At 59.7% G+C, this 16,657-nt stretch carries 14 protein-coding genes; all 14 read left to right on the forward strand.

What is annotated here, in order from left to right; genetic code table 11:
• Window positions 1-668: 668 nt before the first annotated feature.
• The 14 genes from mraZ to ftsZ all read left to right on the forward strand — a co-directional run bounded on the left by mraZ (window position 669) and on the right by ftsZ (window position 16,615).
• Window positions 669-1,127 (forward strand): division/cell wall cluster transcriptional repressor MraZ, encoded by a 459-nt coding sequence (gene mraZ / locus SGP1_RS03970; protein WP_011410413.1) that lies wholly within the window; start codon window positions 669-671, stop codon window positions 1,125-1,127.
• Window positions 1,128-1,129: 2 nt separating this feature from the next.
• Window positions 1,130-2,077, forward strand: a complete 948-nt coding sequence (gene rsmH / locus SGP1_RS03975; protein WP_011410414.1) for a 16S rRNA (cytosine(1402)-N(4))-methyltransferase RsmH — start codon at window positions 1,130-1,132, stop codon at window positions 2,075-2,077.
• Window positions 2,074-2,394, forward strand: coding sequence for a cell division protein FtsL (gene ftsL / locus SGP1_RS03980; RefSeq protein WP_011410415.1), 321 nt, complete (start codon window positions 2,074-2,076; stop codon window positions 2,392-2,394). The genes rsmH and ftsL overlap by 4 nt, the downstream gene beginning before the upstream one ends.
• A 25-nt stretch (window positions 2,395-2,419) precedes the next feature.
• Complete coding sequence (locus tag SGP1_RS03985; RefSeq protein WP_011410416.1) at window positions 2,420-4,192, forward strand: peptidoglycan glycosyltransferase FtsI; 1,773 nt, start codon at window positions 2,420-2,422, stop codon at window positions 4,190-4,192.
• The gene (murE, locus tag SGP1_RS03990) at window positions 4,179-5,666 is read left to right on the forward strand and encodes a UDP-N-acetylmuramoyl-L-alanyl-D-glutamate--2,6-diaminopimelate ligase (RefSeq protein ID WP_011410417.1); all 1,488 of its coding nucleotides are present in this window, start codon (window positions 4,179-4,181) and stop codon (window positions 5,664-5,666) included. Before SGP1_RS03985 ends, murE begins: the two co-directional genes overlap by 14 nt.
• The gene (murF, locus tag SGP1_RS03995; RefSeq protein ID WP_011410418.1) at window positions 5,663-7,030 is read left to right on the forward strand and encodes a UDP-N-acetylmuramoyl-tripeptide--D-alanyl-D-alanine ligase; all 1,368 of its coding nucleotides are present in this window, start codon (window positions 5,663-5,665) and stop codon (window positions 7,028-7,030) included. Before murE ends, murF begins: the two co-directional genes overlap by 4 nt.
• The gene (mraY, locus tag SGP1_RS04000) at window positions 7,024-8,106 is read left to right on the forward strand and encodes a phospho-N-acetylmuramoyl-pentapeptide-transferase (RefSeq protein WP_011410419.1); all 1,083 of its coding nucleotides are present in this window, start codon (window positions 7,024-7,026) and stop codon (window positions 8,104-8,106) included. The genes murF and mraY overlap by 7 nt, the downstream gene beginning before the upstream one ends.
• A gap of 2 nt (window positions 8,107-8,108) precedes the next feature.
• A complete protein-coding gene (gene murD, locus SGP1_RS04005) occupies window positions 8,109-9,425 on the forward strand; it encodes a UDP-N-acetylmuramoyl-L-alanine--D-glutamate ligase (protein ID WP_011410420.1) in 1,317 nt (438 codons plus the stop codon).
• On the forward strand, window positions 9,425-10,627 hold the full coding sequence (gene ftsW / locus SGP1_RS04010) for a cell division protein FtsW (protein ID WP_011410421.1): 1,203 nt from the start codon (window positions 9,425-9,427) through the stop codon (window positions 10,625-10,627). Before murD ends, ftsW begins: the two co-directional genes overlap by 1 nt.
• Window positions 10,624-11,691 (forward strand): undecaprenyldiphospho-muramoylpentapeptide beta-N-acetylglucosaminyltransferase, encoded by a 1,068-nt coding sequence (gene murG / locus SGP1_RS04015; protein ID WP_011410422.1) that lies wholly within the window; start codon window positions 10,624-10,626, stop codon window positions 11,689-11,691. Before ftsW ends, murG begins: the two co-directional genes overlap by 4 nt.
• A 72-nt stretch (window positions 11,692-11,763) precedes the next feature.
• On the forward strand, window positions 11,764-13,236 hold the full coding sequence (murC, locus tag SGP1_RS04020) for a UDP-N-acetylmuramate--L-alanine ligase (RefSeq protein WP_011410423.1): 1,473 nt from the start codon (window positions 11,764-11,766) through the stop codon (window positions 13,234-13,236).
• A gap of 56 nt (window positions 13,237-13,292) precedes the next feature.
• Window positions 13,293-14,129, forward strand: coding sequence for a cell division protein FtsQ (gene ftsQ / locus SGP1_RS04025; protein WP_011410424.1), 837 nt, complete (start codon window positions 13,293-13,295; stop codon window positions 14,127-14,129).
• Window positions 14,126-15,382, forward strand: a complete 1,257-nt coding sequence (gene ftsA / locus SGP1_RS04030; protein ID WP_011410425.1) for a cell division protein FtsA — start codon at window positions 14,126-14,128, stop codon at window positions 15,380-15,382. The genes ftsQ and ftsA overlap by 4 nt, the downstream gene beginning before the upstream one ends.
• A 72-nt stretch (window positions 15,383-15,454) precedes the next feature.
• Window positions 15,455-16,615, forward strand: a complete 1,161-nt coding sequence (ftsZ, locus tag SGP1_RS04035; protein ID WP_011410426.1) for a cell division protein FtsZ — start codon at window positions 15,455-15,457, stop codon at window positions 16,613-16,615.
• Window positions 16,616-16,657: the final 42 nt, after the last annotated feature.

A 16,657-nucleotide genomic window follows, 5' to 3' on the forward strand; every position in this document is an offset into this window, starting at 1 on the left:
GGGGGTCGTCGTTTAGGCGATTTCTCGCCGTCGGATAATGAAAGATAATGATAATCAAATGGTTGAGCTTAATGATTTTCAGGGGCGGTCCTGATAGGTTTTAACTACCGCCGCGGTGAGAAAAAAGAATTGCGCCATTTTTAGGATTAGTCTGGCTATAAAATAAAGCGGAGGGATACCAATAAACATCTGATGATAAAATCAACAAAGATTAGGGCATATAAAACTAGAGGTGTATTTTAAGCCATCGAACAGAACGCTTTCACCGGATCAATATAAGGCGTTAAAATATCTGCGCAGTATGAAAAAAGAGGAATGGTAAACCCTTCTGTTACTCCCCCCCTTGCTTCATCCGCCCTCGTGTCGCCTAGCGTTGTACCGCAGCCATGAAGTCCGTCAGACCTGTTTTTTGGCCGGCGGTGGTTTTGCAGGCGCGAATATTTATATTTTTAATCCAAACAGAATGACGATGAATAGAGTGATGTTATTTTTAGCTTTTTTTCGTGATGTATTACATATTCTCCTCTCGAAGGGTAATTACCGACGTAAATAATCTCTTCTGAGTCATTTAGTCGCTTGACAATGTTTTGACACCATTCGTACACTCTTTTGTATGGGAATTTGTGGGGCAAAGTGGTGATTAAGGTTTTTAAGGGGTAAACGGACGCATGTTTCGTGGCGCAACCTTGGTTAACCTTGACAGCAAAGGCCGGCTCGCCGTGCCTACCCGTCACCGGGAAAAGCTGAATGAGGAATCGGCAGGTTTAATGGTGTGTACCATTGACCTCCATCAGCCATGTCTGCTGCTTTATCCCTTGCCGGCCTGGGAAATCATCGAACAAAAGCTGTCGCGATTGTCGAGCATGAATCCCGCGGAACGCCGGGTACAGCGTTTGTTGCTGGGACATGCGAGCGAGTGCCAGATGGATGGCGCAGGCAGAATACTGCTGGCGCCGACGCTCAGGCAGCATGCCGGGCTGTCAAAAGAAGTGATGTTGGTTGGGCAATTCAATAAGTTCGAGTTGTGGGACGAACAGACCTGGTATCAACAAGTCAAGGATGACATCGACGCTGAGCTGTCGGCGGAGCTACCGCTTACCGACCGGCTGCAAGACTTATCGCTATAGCCATGTCAGAAAATTATTTACATACCACCGTGTTACTGGATGAAGCGGTGAAGGGTCTGAATCTTCGGCCAGATAGCGTTTATCTGGACGGGACCTTCGGACGCGGCGGGCATTCGCGTCTTATTTTATCAAAGCTTGGTGCGCAGGGACGGCTGTTCGCCATCGACCGCGATCCAGCGGCCATCGAGGCGGCGCGGGCTATTGAGGATGCGCGCTTTGCCATTATTCACGGACCGTTTTCCGCCATGGCGGAATACATGGCGCAACGGGACCTGCTGGGCAAGGTTGACGGCATATTGCTGGATCTTGGCGTCTCGTCGCCACAGCTCGATGATCCGGAACGCGGCTTTTCATTCATGCGTGACGGACCGCTGGATATGCGTATGGATACCACGCGCGGCCAATCCGCCGCGCAGTGGCTGGCGCAGGCGTCGGCGGAGGACATCGCCTGGGTCTTGAAGACCTTCGGCGAGGAGCGCTTCGCCAAGCGCATCGCTCAGGCTATCGTCGCGCACAACCGGCAGCAGCCGATGACCCGCACCCGCGAACTGGCGGCGCTGATTGCCGATGCCAGCCCGTTTCGCGATAAGCATAAGCATCCGGCGACGCGCAGCTTCCAGGCGATCCGCATTTACATCAACAGCGAGCTGGAAGAGATCGAACGGGCGCTTGACGGCGCGCTGACGGTGTTGGCCCCCGGCGGCAGGTTGTCGGTTATCAGCTTCCACTCGCTGGAGGATCGATTGGTGAAACAATTTATTCGTCAGCACAGCCGCGGACCGCAGGTACCGGCGGGGCTGCCGCTCACGGAGGCGCAGATTGCCGCGCAGTACCAGGACCAGCGCCTACTGAAAGCGGCGGGCAAAATGCAGCCTTCGGCGCGAGAGATAAGCGATAACCCGCGCGCGCGCAGTTCGGTACTGCGCTTCGCCGAGAAGCTTGCGCCATGATCGGCAACGAACGGCACGGCCTTATCGGGATTATCGGCAACGATTTGCTGCGCCACGGCAAGTTGCCGTTGTTGCTGCTGATTGCCGTTCTGGTCTCGGCGGTCCTGGTGGTCACCACCACCCATCAGACCCGGCGGCTGACCGCGGAACGTGAACAGATGGTACTGGAGAAGGACGCGCTGGATATCGAATGGCGCAACCTGATCCTGGAAGAGAACGCGCTGGGGGATCACAGCCGCGTGGAGAGTATCGCCACCGAGAAGCTGCAGATGCAGCATGTGGATCCGTCGCAAGAAAATATTGTGGTTCAACCGTAATCTACACAGGGATCGCTAACGATACATGAAAGCCGCAGCACGCACGATGAAACTGAAACGCCAGGAGAACCAGACCAGCTTTGTCAGCTGGCGTTTCGCCTTGCTGTGTGGTTGCATCCTGCTGGCGCTGTTGGGGCTGATGTTGCGGGTGGCCTATTTGCAGGTAATCAATCCCGACAAACTGGTGCGCGAAGGGGATATGCGTTCGCTGCGCGTGCAGCAGGTTCCCACCGCGCGCGGTATGATAAGCGACCGCGCCGGCCGTCCGCTGGCGGTGAGTGTGCCGGTTAACGCCATCTGGGCCGATCCGAAAGAACTTAACGATCACGGCGGCATCAGCGCCGACAGCCGCTGGAAGGCGCTGTCCGATGCGCTTTCCATCCCTCTCGATCAGCTCTCCTCGCGCATCAACGCCAATCCCAAAGGGCGTTTTGTCTATTTGGCGCGCCAGGTTAATCCTGCTATCGGCGATTACATCCATAAACTTAAACTCCCGGGCATTTACCTGCGCCAAGAGTCGCGGCGCTATTATCCCGCGGGTCAGGTGACCGCGCATCTCATCGGAGTGACCAATATCGACAGCCAGGGCATTGAGGGCATCGAAAAGAGTTTTGACCGCTGGCTGACCGGCCAGCCCGGCGAGCGTACGGTGCGCAAAGACCGGTTTGGCCGGGTTATTGAGGATATTTCCTCGGTGGACAGCCAGGAGGCGCACAATTTGGTGCTGAGTATCGATGAGCGTCTACAGGCGCTGGTTTATCGCGAGTTGAACAATGCGGTGGCGTTCAATAAGGCCGAGTCCGGCACCGCGGTTCTGGTGGATGTCAATACCGGCGAAGTACTGGCCATGGCCAACAGCCCCTCCTACAACCCCAACAATTTGACCGGCACCACCATGGATGTGATGCGCAACCGCGCCATCACCGATATTTTCGAGCCGGGCTCGACGGTCAAGCCGATGGTGGTGATGACCGCGCTGCAGCGCGGCGTGGTGCGGGAAAACAGCGTACTCAATACGCTGCCCTACATGATTAGCGGCCACCAAATCAAGGATGTGGCGCGCTACGCCGAATTAACCGTGACAGGTATTTTGCAGAAATCGAGTAACGTCGGTGTGTCTAAGCTGGCGTTAGCGATGCCGTCCTCGGCGCTGGTAGAAACTTACTCGCGCTTTGGATTGGGTAAGGCGACCAATTTGGGGCTGGTCGGAGAAAGTAGTGGCTTATATCCCTATAAACAACGGTGGTCTGACATGGAGAGGGCCTCCTTCTCATACGGCTACGGGCTAATGGTAACACCGTTACAATTAGCGCGGGTCTACGCCACGATCGGCGGTATGGGCGTTTTACGCCCGCTTTCCATTACCCGGGTCGATCCCCCGGTGGCGGGAGAGCGGGTGTTTCCCGAATCGCTGGTGCGTACCGTGGTGCACATGATGGAAAGCGTGGCGCTGCCGGGTGGTGGCGGTACCAAAGCCGCGATCAAGGGCTATCGCATCGCTATCAAGACCGGTACCGCCAAAAAGGTCGGGCCGGACGGTAATTATATCAATAAATATATCGCCTATACCGCCGGGGTCGCGCCCGCCAGTAATCCGCGCTTTGCGCTGGTGGTGGTGATAAACGATCCGCAGGGCGGCAAATACTACGGCGGGGCGGTCTCCGCGCCGGTGTTTGGCGCCATCATGGGCGGCGTACTGCGTACAATGAACATAGAGCCGGATGCGCTGCCGCAGCCCGGTGAGAAATCCGACATGATCGTCAATAATCGAAAAGAGGCATCAGGTGACCGATCGTAATTTGCGTGAGCTGCTCGCGCCCTGGGTGCCTAACGCGCCGGGACGCGTGCTAAGGGAAATGACGCTGGACAGCCGCACCGCGGCTGCGGGCGATCTGTTTGTGGCCGTTGCCGGCCATCAGACGGACGGGCGTCGCTATATCCCCCAAGCGATCGCGCAAGGCGTTGCCGCCGTCGTGGCACAAGCGGAAGGCGAAGCCGAAGAAGGTGAAATCCGTGAGCTGCACGGCGTGCCGGTCATCTATCTTCACCGGTTGCAAGAGCGGTTATCGGCGCTGGCGGGGCGCTTTTATCAGCAGCCGTTGCACGCGCTGCGACTGACTGGTGTCACTGGCACCAACGGTAAAACCACCACTACGCATCTTTTGGCGCAATGGGCGCAGTTATTGGGCGAGACCAGTGCGGTGATGGGCACGGTCGGCAACGGCGTGCTGGGTCACATCCATCCGGCCGACAACACTACCGGCTCACCGATCGAAGTCCAGCAGCTGTTGTTGCAGTTGCAGCGCCAGGGCGCGACCTTCGCGGCGATGGAAGTCTCGTCCCACGGCCTGGTGCAGCACCGGGTCAGCATTCTGCATTTCGCCGCTGCGGTCTTTACCAATCTGAGCCGCGATCATTTGGATTATCACGGCGACATGGCGCAATACGAAGCGGCCAAATGGCGGCTATTCGGCGAGCTTGATGTTGGTCAGCGCATTATCAACGCCGATGACGCCACCGGCCGGCGCTGGCTGCAGAAACTGCCGCAGGCGATAGCGGTGGCGGTCAGCGGCACGCTGCCGCCGGAACGGCAGGGCGACTGGCTGTGTGCGGGCGAGGTGCGCTATCATGCGCGCGGCGCGGATATTCCCTTCCGCTCCAGCTGGGGAGAGGGGATCGTCCACTGTCAATTAATCGGGGAATTCAACGTCAGTAACCTGTTACTGGCGCTGACCACGCTGCTGGCGCTTGGCTACCCGCTGCCGGCGCTGCTTGACAGCGCCAGCCGCCTGCAATCGATTTGTGGCCGCATGGAAGTCTTTCACGCTGAAGACCGTCCCACGGTGCTGGTGGATTATGCCCATACCCCCGACGCGCTGGAAAAGGCGCTGACGGCGGCCAGGCTGCATTGCCACGGTAAACTCTGGTGTGTGTTCGGCTGTGGTGGCGATCGCGATAAAGGCAAGCGGCCGCTGATGGGCGCTATCGCCGAACAGTACGCCGACCGAGTGATTATTACCGACGATAACCCGCGCGGGGAAGCGGCGCAGGACATTATCAACGACATTAAGAGCGGCTTGCTGGATGCGGGCCGCGCCCAGGTGATTTCAGGCCGCGCCGAGGCGGTGACCAGTGCCATTATGCAGGCCGCGCCGGCGGATCTGGTACTGGTGGCCGGCAAGGGTCATGAGGATTATCAAATCATCGGTAAGCAGCGGCTGGACTACTCCGATCGCACCACTGTGGCGCGGTTGCTGGGGGTGATGGCATGATCCCCTTTACGCTTAGTGCAATCGCGCCGGTGCTTAACGCCGAACGGGTGGGAGACGATTGTACTATCCTGTCTGTCGTCACCGACTCGCGGGCGCCGAGCGCTGCCGAAAGCAGTGTGTTTGTCGCGCTGAAGGGTGAGCAGTTCGACGCCCACGATTTCGCCGAGCAGGCGGTCGCCGCCGGTGCCGCCGCGCTGCTGGTCAACCGCCGGCTGCCGCTGGACGTGCCGCAGTTGGTTGTCGCCGATACCCGGCGCGCGCTGGGGCAATTGGGCGCCTGGGTGCGCCAGCAGGTCCCGGCGCGGGTGGTGGCCCTGACGGGGTCCTCCGGCAAAACATCGGTCAAGGAAATGACCGCCGCCATTCTGCGCCAGTGCGGGCGGGTGCTGGCGACCGAAGGTAATTTCAACAACGATATTGGCGTACCGCTGACGCTGCTGCGTTTGACGCCGGCGCATGATTTTGCGGTTATCGAGCTGGGGGCCAATCATCTTGGCGAAATAGCCTGGACCACCGATTTGGTGCGCCCGGAAACCGCGCTGGTGAACAATCTTTCCGCGGCCCATCTGGCTGGGTTCGGCTCGCTGTCTGGCGTGGCGCAGGCCAAGGGCGAAATTTTCGCCGGCCTGCCGGCCAATGGCTGCGGCATTCTTAATGCCGACAGCCATGATTGGCCGCACTGGCAACAGGTACTGGGCCACAAGGCGGTCTGGCGTTTCGCCGTACAGGCCGCCGGCGGCGTGGATTTTTTTGCCAGCGACATCGAAAGCGACCAGCAGGGCGTGCGTTTCACCCTGCACAGTCCGCTGGATGAATGCCCGGTTCGGTTGCCGCTGCCGGGCAAGCATAATGTCGCCAATGCCCTGGCCGCATGCGCACTGGCGCTGTCGGTGGGGGCGGAGCTGCCGGCGGTTGCCGCCGGTCTGGCGCAGTTGCAGGCCGTGCCAGGACGGCTGTTCCCTATTGCGCTCGGCGCCGGCCGTCTGATGCTGGACGATAGCTATAACGCCAATGTCGGCTCCATGACCGCCGCCGCACAGGTACTGGCGGAAATGCCGGGCTACCGGGTGATGGTGGTCGGCGATATGGCCGAGCTGGGGGAGGAAGCGGCGGAATGCCATCGACAGGTCGGCGAAGCCGTCGCCCTGGCCGGTATCGACAAAGTCTTAAGCGTCGGCAGCCTTAGCCACCTTATCGGTGAGGCCAGCGGCCGGGGCGAACATTTTCAGGACAAAACCGCGCTGACCGCCCGACTGGCACAGCTGCTGTCCGAACAGGCGGTCATGACCGTATTAGTGAAGGGTTCACGTAGTGCCGCGATGGAGCAGGTGGTGCGCGCGTTACAGGAAAAAGCACCATGTTAGTCTGGCTGGCCGAACATCTGGTCCAATTTTACTCAGGATTTAACGTCTTCTCTTACTTGACGTTTCGTGCCATCGTCAGCCTGCTGACCGCTCTGTTCCTGTCGCTGTGGATGGGACCGCGCCTTATCGCCTGGCTGCAAAAATTGCAGATCGCACAGGTAGTGCGCAATGATGGCCCGGAATCGCATTTCAGCAAACGCGGCACGCCGACCATGGGCGGGTTGATGATCCTCACGTCGATCACGATTTCGGTATTGATGTGGGCCTATCCGTCCAACCCGTATGTCTGGTGTGTGCTGTTTGTCCTGGTGGGCTACGGCATCGTGGGCTTTATCGACGACTATCGCAAGGTGGTGCGCAAAGACACCAAGGGGCTTATCGTCCGCTGGAAATATTTCTGGCAGTCGGTGATAGCGCTGGCAGTTGCCTTCACCATGTTCGCGGTGGGCAAAGATACGCCGGCGACCCAGCTGGCGGTGCCATTTTTCAAGGACATCATGCCGCAGCTGGGGCTGTGGTATGTGCTGTTGGCCTACTTTGTTATCGTCGGCACCAGCAACGCGGTCAACCTGACCGACGGTCTAGACGGTTTGGCGATTATGCCGACGGTGTTTGTCGCCGCCGGTCTGGCGCTGGTGGCGTGGGCGACCGGCAACATGAATTTTGCGGGCTATCTGCACATTCCTTATGTGCGTTTCGCGGGTGAGCTGGTGGTGGTGTGTACGGCTATCGTCGGCGCCGGCCTGGGGTTTTTGTGGTTCAACACCTACCCCGCGCAGGTGTTCATGGGCGACGTCGGTTCGCTGGCGCTGGGCGGCGCGCTCGGCACAATCGCCGTGCTGCTGCGCCAGGAATTTTTACTGCTGATTATGGGCGGGGTGTTCGTGGTGGAAACCCTGTCGGTGATTTTACAGGTAGGTTCGTTCAAATTGCGCGGTCAGCGCATTTTCCGTATGGCGCCCATCCATCACCATTATGAATTGAAGGGCTGGCCGGAGCCGCGCGTCATTGTGCGTTTCTGGATTATTTCCCTGATGCTGGTCCTTATCGGACTGGCAACGCTGAAGGTACGGTAATGATGACGGACTATCGGGGCGAACAAGTGGTCATCATCGGGCTGGGGCTTACCGGCCTTTCCTGCGTTGACTTTTTGCGCCGCCGCGGCGTGACGCCGCGGGTGATGGACACCCGTTTTACACCGCCGGGTCTGGAGAAACTGCCGGCCGATGTGCCGCGCCACCTGGGGTCGTTGCATGAACAGTGGCTGCTCGACGCTACGCTTATCGTCACCAGCCCCGGCGTTCCCCTGTCGCATCCCGCGCTGGCCGAGGCCGCGGCGGCCGGCGTTGCCATTATCGGCGATATAGAGCTCTTTGCGCGTGAGGCATCGGCGCCGGTGGTGGCGATAACCGGCTCCAACGGCAAAAGCACCGTCACCTGTATGGTGGGCGAAATGGCCGCCGCCGCCGGCTGGCAGGTGGGCGTTGGCGGCAATATTGGTCTGCCGGCGCTGACGCTTTTGGATTCGCCGTGCCAGCTGTATGTTCTGGAGTTGTCGAGTTTCCAGTTGGAAACCACACATAGCCTGAAAGCGGCGGCGGCGACGGTTCTTAATATCAGTGAAGACCACATGAACCGCTATCCGCTTGGCCTGCAACAGTACCGGGCAGCCAAGCTGAAAATTTACCACGATGCCGCGGTCTGCGTGGTCAACGCAGAGGATGCGCTCACCCTGCCGGTGCGCGGACATGACGCGCGCTGCATCAGCTTCGGCGCGGAGCGCGGCGACTACTGCCTCCGCCGGCATGCGGGGCAGACCTGGCTGATGGCGCGCGGTGAGCCGCTGCTGGAAGGCGCGGAACTGCGCGTTGGCGGCCGCCATAATTACACCAACGCCCTGGCGGCGCTGGCGCTGTCGGATGCGCTGGGCATTCCGAGCGCTGCAAGTCTGGCGGCGCTGCGTCAGTTCCGCGGTCTGACGCACCGTTTTGAATTAGTGCATGAACGCCGCGGCGTACGCTGGATTAATGATTCCAAAGCGACCAATGTGGGCAGTACCGAGGCGGCGCTGAACGGACTGGAGGTGGTGGGTACGCTCCATTTACTATTGGGCGGCGATGGTAAATCCGCCGATTTCACGCCGCTGACGCCGTGGCTGCAGGGAGACCGGGTACAGCTGTATTGTTTCGGCCAGGATGGCGCGCAGTTGGCGTCCCTGTGTCCTGAAGCCGCTACGCTCACCGAGACGCTTGAGCAGGCGATGCGCATCATCGGTTCCCGGGTGAGGGCAGGGGATCTGGTGCTGCTGTCGCCGGCCTCCGCCAGCCTGGATCAGTTCAGCAATTTTGAAGTGCGTGGTGACGTATTCACCCGCCTGGCGCGGGAGGTGGGTTGATGCGCTTTCCCGGTTTAGGATTGATTCCCCGCCTGAAAGCGTGGGTGATGGGGGGGCGCGAGCCTGAGGCGCCGACCCATCTGCTCTATGATCGTACGCTGCTGTGGCTGACGCTGGGGCTGGCCGGTATCGGTTTCGTGATGGTTACCTCGGCGTCGATGCCGATCGGGGCGCGCCTGTCGGACGACCCGTTCTATTTTGCCAAACGTGATGCGTTTTATCTCGGTCTGGCGTTTGTGCTGTCGCTGGCAACGCTCAGGATCTCGATGGCGGTCTGGCAGCGCTACAGCTCGGTGATGCTGCTTATCACGCTGGTGATGCTGCTGGTGGTGCTGGTGGTCGGTAGCTCGGTTAACGGCGCGTCGCGCTGGATAGCGCTCTGGCAGCTGCGTATCCAGCCGGCGGAATTATCCAAGCTGGCGCTGTTTTGCTATCTGGCCAGTTATCTGGTACGCAAGGTAGAGGAAGTACGTACTAACTTCTGGGGATTTTGCAAACCGATGGGCGTGATGGTGCTGCTGGCGGTACTGCTGCTGGCGCAGCCCGATCTCGGGACCGTGGTGGTGTTGTTCGTCACCACTCTGGCCATGTTGTTTTTGGCCGGCGCCAAACTATGGCAATTCTTATCGATTATCGGTTCGGGCATTTTCGCGGTGGTGTTGCTCATCATCGCTGAGCCCTACCGTATGCGGCGCGTGACGTCGTTTTGGAACCCGTGGGATGATCCCTTCGGCAGCGGCTACCAGCTTACCCAGTCGCTCATGGCGTTTGGCCGCGGCGAATTCTGGGGACAGGGACTGGGCAACTCGGTACAGAAACTGGAGTATTTGCCGGAAGCCCATACCGACTTTATCTTCTCCATTTTGGGCGAAGAGCTGGGTTACTTCGGCGTGGTGCTGGCGCTACTGATGGTGTTTTTGGTTGCGTTCCGCGCCATGTCCATCGGCTGCAAAGCGCTGGAAATCGACCAGCGCTTTTCCGGTTTCCTGGCCTGTTCCATCGGCATCTGGTTCAGCTTTCAGGCGCTGGTCAACGTGGGCGCTGCCGCCGGCATGCTGCCGACCAAAGGCTTGACCCTGCCGTTAATCAGCTACGGTGGTTCGAGCCTGCTTATCATGTCGACGGCGATAGTACTGCTGCTGAGGGTGGATTTTGAGACGCGTCTGGCCAAAGCGCAGGCGTTTGCGAGGGGACCGCGATGACGGCAAAGACAAGGCGGTTGATGGTGATGGCGGGTGGTACCGGCGGACATGTGTTCCCGGGGCTGGCGGTCGCGCATCACCTGATGGCGCAGGGCTGGCAGGTCCGCTGGCTCGGCACCGCCAATCGCATGGAGGCCGATCTCGTGCCGCAGCACGGCATTGATATCGATTTTATCCGCATCAGCGGCCTGCGCGGCAAGGGATTGAAAGCGCAACTGCTGGCGCCGGTGCGCATTTGGCGCGCGCTGCGGCAGGCGCGGCGGATTATGCGCGCGTGGCGGCCGGATGTGGTGCTGGGTATGGGCGGTTATGTTTCCGGGCCCGGCGGTCTGGCGGCCTGGAGCTGCGGCATCCCGGTGGTCCTGCACGAGCAGAACGGTATCGCCGGCCTGACCAACCGCGGCCTGGCGAAAATTTCCCGCAAAGTGCTGCAGGCGTTTCCCGGTGCCTTCCCCCATGCCGACGTGGTGGGGAATCCGGTACGCGATGCGGTGCTGGCGCTGCCGGCGCCCGAAGCGCGCTTTCGCGATCGCACAGGCCCGATTCGGGTGCTGATTATCGGCGGCAGCCAGGGCGCGCGGGTGCTCAATCAGACCATGCCGGCGGTCGCCGCTCGTTTGGCGGGCATCTTGACGCTGTGGCATCAGGTAGGGAAAGGGGCGCTGGAGGAGGTTAACCGAGCTTACGCGGCGAACGGCGAGACACAGCACAAGGTGGTAGAATTTATCGACGATATGGCCGCCGCCTACGCCTGGGCAGATGCCGTGGTCTGCCGCGCCGGGGCGCTGACGGTGAGCGAAATCGCTGCCGCCGGGCTGCCGGCCCTGTTTGTGCCGTTTATGCACAAAGATCGTCAGCAGTACTGGAACGCGCGGCTGCTGGAGCAGGCCTGCGCGGCAAAAATTATTGAGCAGCCGGCCTTTAGCGTTGAGCGGGTTAGTGACGTACTGGCCGGCTGGGATCGGCCGACATTGCTGACCATGGCGCAACGCGCCCGGGCGGCGGCTATACCCGATGCAACGGAGCGCGTGGCGCGGGAAGTGGCGGCGGCGGTGCGCGCCTGAGCGTGCGCCGACAACACCGGACGGGCCGGGCGTGCCATCTTGAGCGTTTTTTTTGACTTAAGCGATGACACTGTGAATACACAACAACTGGCTAAACTGCGAACTTTTGTCCCAGAGATGCGCCGCGTCAGGCAAATCCATTTTGTCGGCATCGGCGGTGCCGGCATGGGTGGTATCGCGGAAGTGCTGGCGAACGAGGGCTATCAAATCAGCGGCTCCGATCTGGCGCCGAACGCGGTCACGCAGCAACTGACGGACCTGGGTGCGCAAATTTATTTCAACCACCGCCCGGAGAATATCAGTGATGCCAGCGTAGTGGTGGTGTCGAGCGCCATCGCGGCTGATAACCCGGAAATTGTGGCGGCCAAAGAGGTGCGTATTCCCGTCATTCAGCGCGCGGAAATGCTGGCGGAGCTGATGCGTTTTCGTCACGGCATCGCTATTGCCGGTACGCACGGTAAAACCACGACGACCGCGATGGTGGCCAGTATTTATGCCGAGGCCGGCCTGGATCCGACCTTCGTGAACGGCGGACTGGTGAAAGCCGCCGGCGTGCACGCCCGTCTGGGCTGCAGTCGCTACCTGATTGCCGAGGCCGACGAAAGCGACGCCTCCTTCCTGCATTTGCAGCCGATGGTGGCGATTATTACCAATATCGAAGCCGACCATATGGATACCTATCAGGGCGACTTTGAAAATCTCAAGCAGACGTTTATCAACTTTCTGCACAATCTGCCGTTTTACGGCCGTGCGGTGATGTGTATCGACGATCCGGTGATCCGCGAACTGCTGCCCCGCGTCGGGCGGCAAATCACCACTTATGGCTTCAGCGACGATGCCGATTTGCGTATCACCGATTATCGCCAGGACGGTGCGCGTGGCAGCTTTACCTTCACCCGGCAGGAAAAGGCCGATTTACGGGTGGAGCTCAACGCACCGGGTCGCCACAACGCGCTGAATGCGGTGGCGGCGATTGCGGTGGCGACCGAAGAGGGCATCAACGACGAGAGCATTTTGCAGGCGATGCTGCAATTTCAGGGCACCGGCCGCCGCTTCGATGATTTGGGCCATTATGATTTGGTCAACGTCAACGGCAAAACGGGCGAAGTCATGCTGGTGGACGATTACGGTCATCACCCGACCGAGGTGGACGCTACGATTAAAGCGGCGCGTGCCGGCTGGCCGGATAAGCGTCTGGTAATGGTGTTTCAGCCGCACCGCTATACGCGTACGCGAGACCTTTACGACGATTTCGCCAACGTCCTCTCCGGCGTGGATGTCCTGCTGATGCTGGATGTTTATCCCGCCGGCGAAGCGCCGATCCCCGGCGCCGACAGCCGCTCTTTGTGCCGCACTATTCGCGGCCGCGGCAAGGTGGATCCGATTCTGGTGCCGGATATGGAGACGCTGCCCGCAACGCTGGCGCAGGTGCTGCAAGACAACGATTTGGTGCTGATGCAGGGCGCCGGTACGGTGGGCAAAATAGCCCGTAAACTGGCTGACAGCAGGCTGCAGCCGCAGCCTGGCGAGGGACGTCATGGTTAAACGGCTTGATTTTCAGCGGTATGCGCCGACGGTCGCCGCGGCGGGAGCGGCCTGACATGTCGCAGGCGGCGATAAACGTACGCAACCGTGAGACAGAGAGAGCCGCTGCGGGACGCAGCAACGGCGGCCAGCTCGCGGGTCTGATCTTCCTGCTGATGGTGCTCGGCACCATCGTCTGGGGAGGTTGGATGGTCGTGGGCTGGATGAAAGATGCCCATCGTTTACCGCTGTCCCGGCTGGTGGTGACCGGATATCGTCATTACACCACCAATGACGATATCCGCCAGGCGATTCTGGCGCTGGGAGCGCCCGGCACCTTTATGACGCAGGACGTTAACGTTATTCAGCAGCAAATTGAACGCATGCCGTGGATAAAGCAGGTCAGCGTGCGTAAACAGTGGCCGGACGAGTTGAAAATCCACCTGGTGGAATATGTGCCGGTGGTGCGCTGGAACGATCAACATCTGCTTGACGGCAGCGGCAAGGTATTCAGCGCGCCGGCGGAGCGTATCGGCAATCAGCCCATGCCGATGCTTTATGGCCCGGAGGGCAGCGAGCAAGACGTGCTGAGCGGCTATCGCACCATGAACGCGGTGCTGACGGCGGCCAAGTTTCAGCTCAAGGCGGTTAGCATGAGCGCCCGCCATTCGTGGCAGTTGACGTTACGGGACGATACCCGGCTGGAACTGGGCCGGGACGACAGAGCCAGGCGCCTGCAGCGCTTTATCGGGATTTATCCGGTTCTTCTCCAGCAGGCCCGGAACGATAATAAGCGCATCAGCTATGTGGATCTGCGCTATGACTCGGGCTTGGCCGTCGGTTGGGCAGCGGCCTATATCGAACCGGAAAATAGTAATCAGCAACAGATTCAGGCACAGGCAGAACAACAATGATCAAGGCGACGGACAGAAAACTGGTAGTAGGACTGGAGATCGGCACGGCCAAGGTGGCCGCGCTGGTAGGGGAGGTGCTGCCCGATGGTATGGTGAATATCATCGGTGTCGGCAGTTGCCCGTCGCGCGGCATGGACAAGGGTGGCGTTAACGATCTGGAATCGGTCGTGAAATGCGTTCAGCGCGCTATTGATCAGGCGGAGCTGATGGCGGACTGCCAGATCTCCTCGGTGTATCTTGCCCTGTCCGGCAAACATATTAGCTGCCAGAATGAAATTGGCATGGTACCGATTTCCGAAGAAGAAGTGACCCAGGAAGACGTGGAGAATGTGGTGCATACCGCCAAATCGGTGCGTGTACGCGATGAGCACCGTATTTTGCACGTCATTCCGCAGGATTATGCGATTGACTATCAGGAAGGAATAAAAAACCCGGTTGGCCTGTCCGGCGTACGCATGCAGGCCAAGGTCCACCTGATTACCTGCCATAATGATATGGCGAAGAACATTGTCAAAGCGGTTGAACGTTGCGGGCTGAAAGTTGACCAACTTATTTTCGCCGGTTTGGCGTCAAGTTACGCGGTTCTGACCGAAGATGAACGCGAACTGGGAGTGTGCGTGGTCGACATCGGCGGCGGCACCATGGACATGGCGGTGTATACCGCCGGCGCACTGCGCCATACCAAGGTGATTCCCTACGCCGGCAATGTGGTCACCAGCGACATCGCCTACGCCTTCGGCACGCCGCCCACCGACGCCGAGGCGATCAAAGTCCGCCACGGCTGTGCGCTGGGCGCGGTGGTCAGCAAGGACGAGAGCGTTGAGGTACCGAGCGTCGGCGGCCGGCCGCCGCGCAGCCTGCAGCGCCAGACCCTGGCTGAGGTGATCGAGCCGCGTTACACTGAGCTGCTTAATCTGGTCAACGACGAGATTTTGCAACTGCAGGAGCAACTGCGGGCGCAGGGAGTGAAGCACCATCTGGCCGCCGGCATCGTCCTGACCGGCGGCGCGGCGCAAATCGATGGTTTGGCGGCGTGCGCGCAGAGGGTATTTCATACCCAGGTGCGTATTGGCCAGCCGCTGAATATCACCGGCCTGACGGATTATGCGCAGGCGCCCTATTATTCTACCGCCGTGGGGCTGCTGCATTACGGTAAAGAGTCACATTTAAGCGGCGAAGTAGACGTGGAAAAAAGAACGTCGGTCAGCACATGGTTCAAGCGGTTCAGCGGCTGGCTGCGAAAAGAATTTTAACGATTTTCAAGACGGAACCCGGCTGTGCAGGCGGCCGATTCCGAAGCGACAGGCACAAAACGGAGAGAAATTATGTTTGAACCTATGGAATTAACCAACGACGCGGTGATTAAAGTCATCGGCGTCGGCGGCGGTGGCGGCAACGCCGTCGAGCATATGGTGCGAGAGCGCATCGAAGGCGTGGACTTCTTCGCGGTGAATACCGATGCTCAGGCATTGCGTAAGACGGCGGTGGGCCAGACTATTCAAATCGGCAGCGGCATTACCAAAGGGCTAGGGGCCGGCGCCAATCCCGAAGTGGGCCGCCACTCCGCCGAAGAGGACCGCGAAGCGCTGCGGGCCGCGCTTGAAGGAGCCGATATGGTGTTCATCGCCGCCGGTATGGGCGGTGGTACCGGTACCGGCGCTGCGCCGGTTGTCGCGGAAGTCGCCAAGGATCTGGGTATCCTGACCGTGGCTGTGGTCACCAAGCCCTTTAATTTTGAGGGCAAAAAACGTATGGCGTTCGCCGAGCAGGGCATTGCTGAACTCTCCAAGCATGTCGACTCGCTTATCACCATCCCCAACGACAAGCTGCTGAAAGTCCTGGGACGCGGTATTTCGCTGCTTGACGCGTTTGGCGCCGCCAACGATGTATTGAAAGGCGCGGTGCAGGGTATTGCCGAGCTTATCACCCGCCCGGGGCTGATGAACGTCGACTTTGCCGACGTGCGCACCGTAATGTCTGAAATGGGCTATGCCATGATGGGTTCCGGCGTTGCCTGCGGCGAAGATCGCGCGGAAGAAGCGGCGGAAATGGCCATTTCCAGTCCGTTGCTGGAAGATATCGATCTGTCCGGCGCCCGTGGGGTTCTGGTCAACATTACCGCGGGCTTCGACCTGCGTCTGGACGAGTTTGAAACCGTGGGTAACACCATCCGCGCTTTTGCCTCCGACAACGCCACGGTCGTCATCGGTACCTCGCTGGATCCGGATATGAACGACGAACTGCGCGTTACCGTGGTCGCGACCGGCATCGGTATGGACAAACGGCCGGAAATAACGCTGGTGACCAATAAGCAGAGCAGCCAGCGGGTGATGGATAACCTCTATCGCGATCACGCCGCGGGCATGTCTTCGCTCAATCAGGAGCAGAAAACGGCGGCCAAGGCGGTCAATGAGCAAAACGCCCAGGGGAGTAAGGAACCCGACTACCTGGATATTCCGGCATTCTTGCGTAAACAGGCGGATTAAACCGTGCAGTTTTGGGAAACGCCGCTCTTTGTGCTAAACTGG

Origin of the sequence: Sodalis glossinidius str. 'morsitans', from assembly GCF_000010085.1 — a bacterium.
GTDB lineage: Bacteria > Pseudomonadota > Gammaproteobacteria > Enterobacterales > Enterobacteriaceae > Sodalis > Sodalis glossinidius.

Coding starts and splice junctions, on each gene's coding strand:
- mraZ (WP_011410413.1), top strand. CDS start 669: ATGTTTCGTGGCGCAACCTTGGTTAACCTTGACAGCAAAGGCCGGCTC.
- ftsL (WP_011410415.1), top strand. CDS start 2,074: ATGATCGGCAACGAACGGCACGGCCTTATCGGGATTATCGGCAACGAT.
- murD (WP_011410420.1), top strand. CDS start 8,109: ATGACGGACTATCGGGGCGAACAAGTGGTCATCATCGGGCTGGGGCTT.
- ftsQ (WP_011410424.1), top strand. CDS start 13,293: ATGTCGCAGGCGGCGATAAACGTACGCAACCGTGAGACAGAGAGAGCC.
- mraY (WP_011410419.1), top strand. CDS start 7,024: ATGTTAGTCTGGCTGGCCGAACATCTGGTCCAATTTTACTCAGGATTT.
- murG (WP_011410422.1), top strand. CDS start 10,624: ATGACGGCAAAGACAAGGCGGTTGATGGTGATGGCGGGTGGTACCGGC.
- murF (WP_011410418.1), top strand. CDS start 5,663: ATGATCCCCTTTACGCTTAGTGCAATCGCGCCGGTGCTTAACGCCGAA.
- ftsZ (WP_011410426.1), top strand. CDS start 15,455: ATGTTTGAACCTATGGAATTAACCAACGACGCGGTGATTAAAGTCATC.
- ftsA (WP_011410425.1), top strand. CDS start 14,126: ATGATCAAGGCGACGGACAGAAAACTGGTAGTAGGACTGGAGATCGGC.
- ftsW (WP_011410421.1), top strand. CDS start 9,425: ATGCGCTTTCCCGGTTTAGGATTGATTCCCCGCCTGAAAGCGTGGGTG.
- SGP1_RS03985 (WP_011410416.1), top strand. CDS start 2,420: ATGAAAGCCGCAGCACGCACGATGAAACTGAAACGCCAGGAGAACCAG.
- rsmH (WP_011410414.1), top strand. CDS start 1,130: ATGTCAGAAAATTATTTACATACCACCGTGTTACTGGATGAAGCGGTG.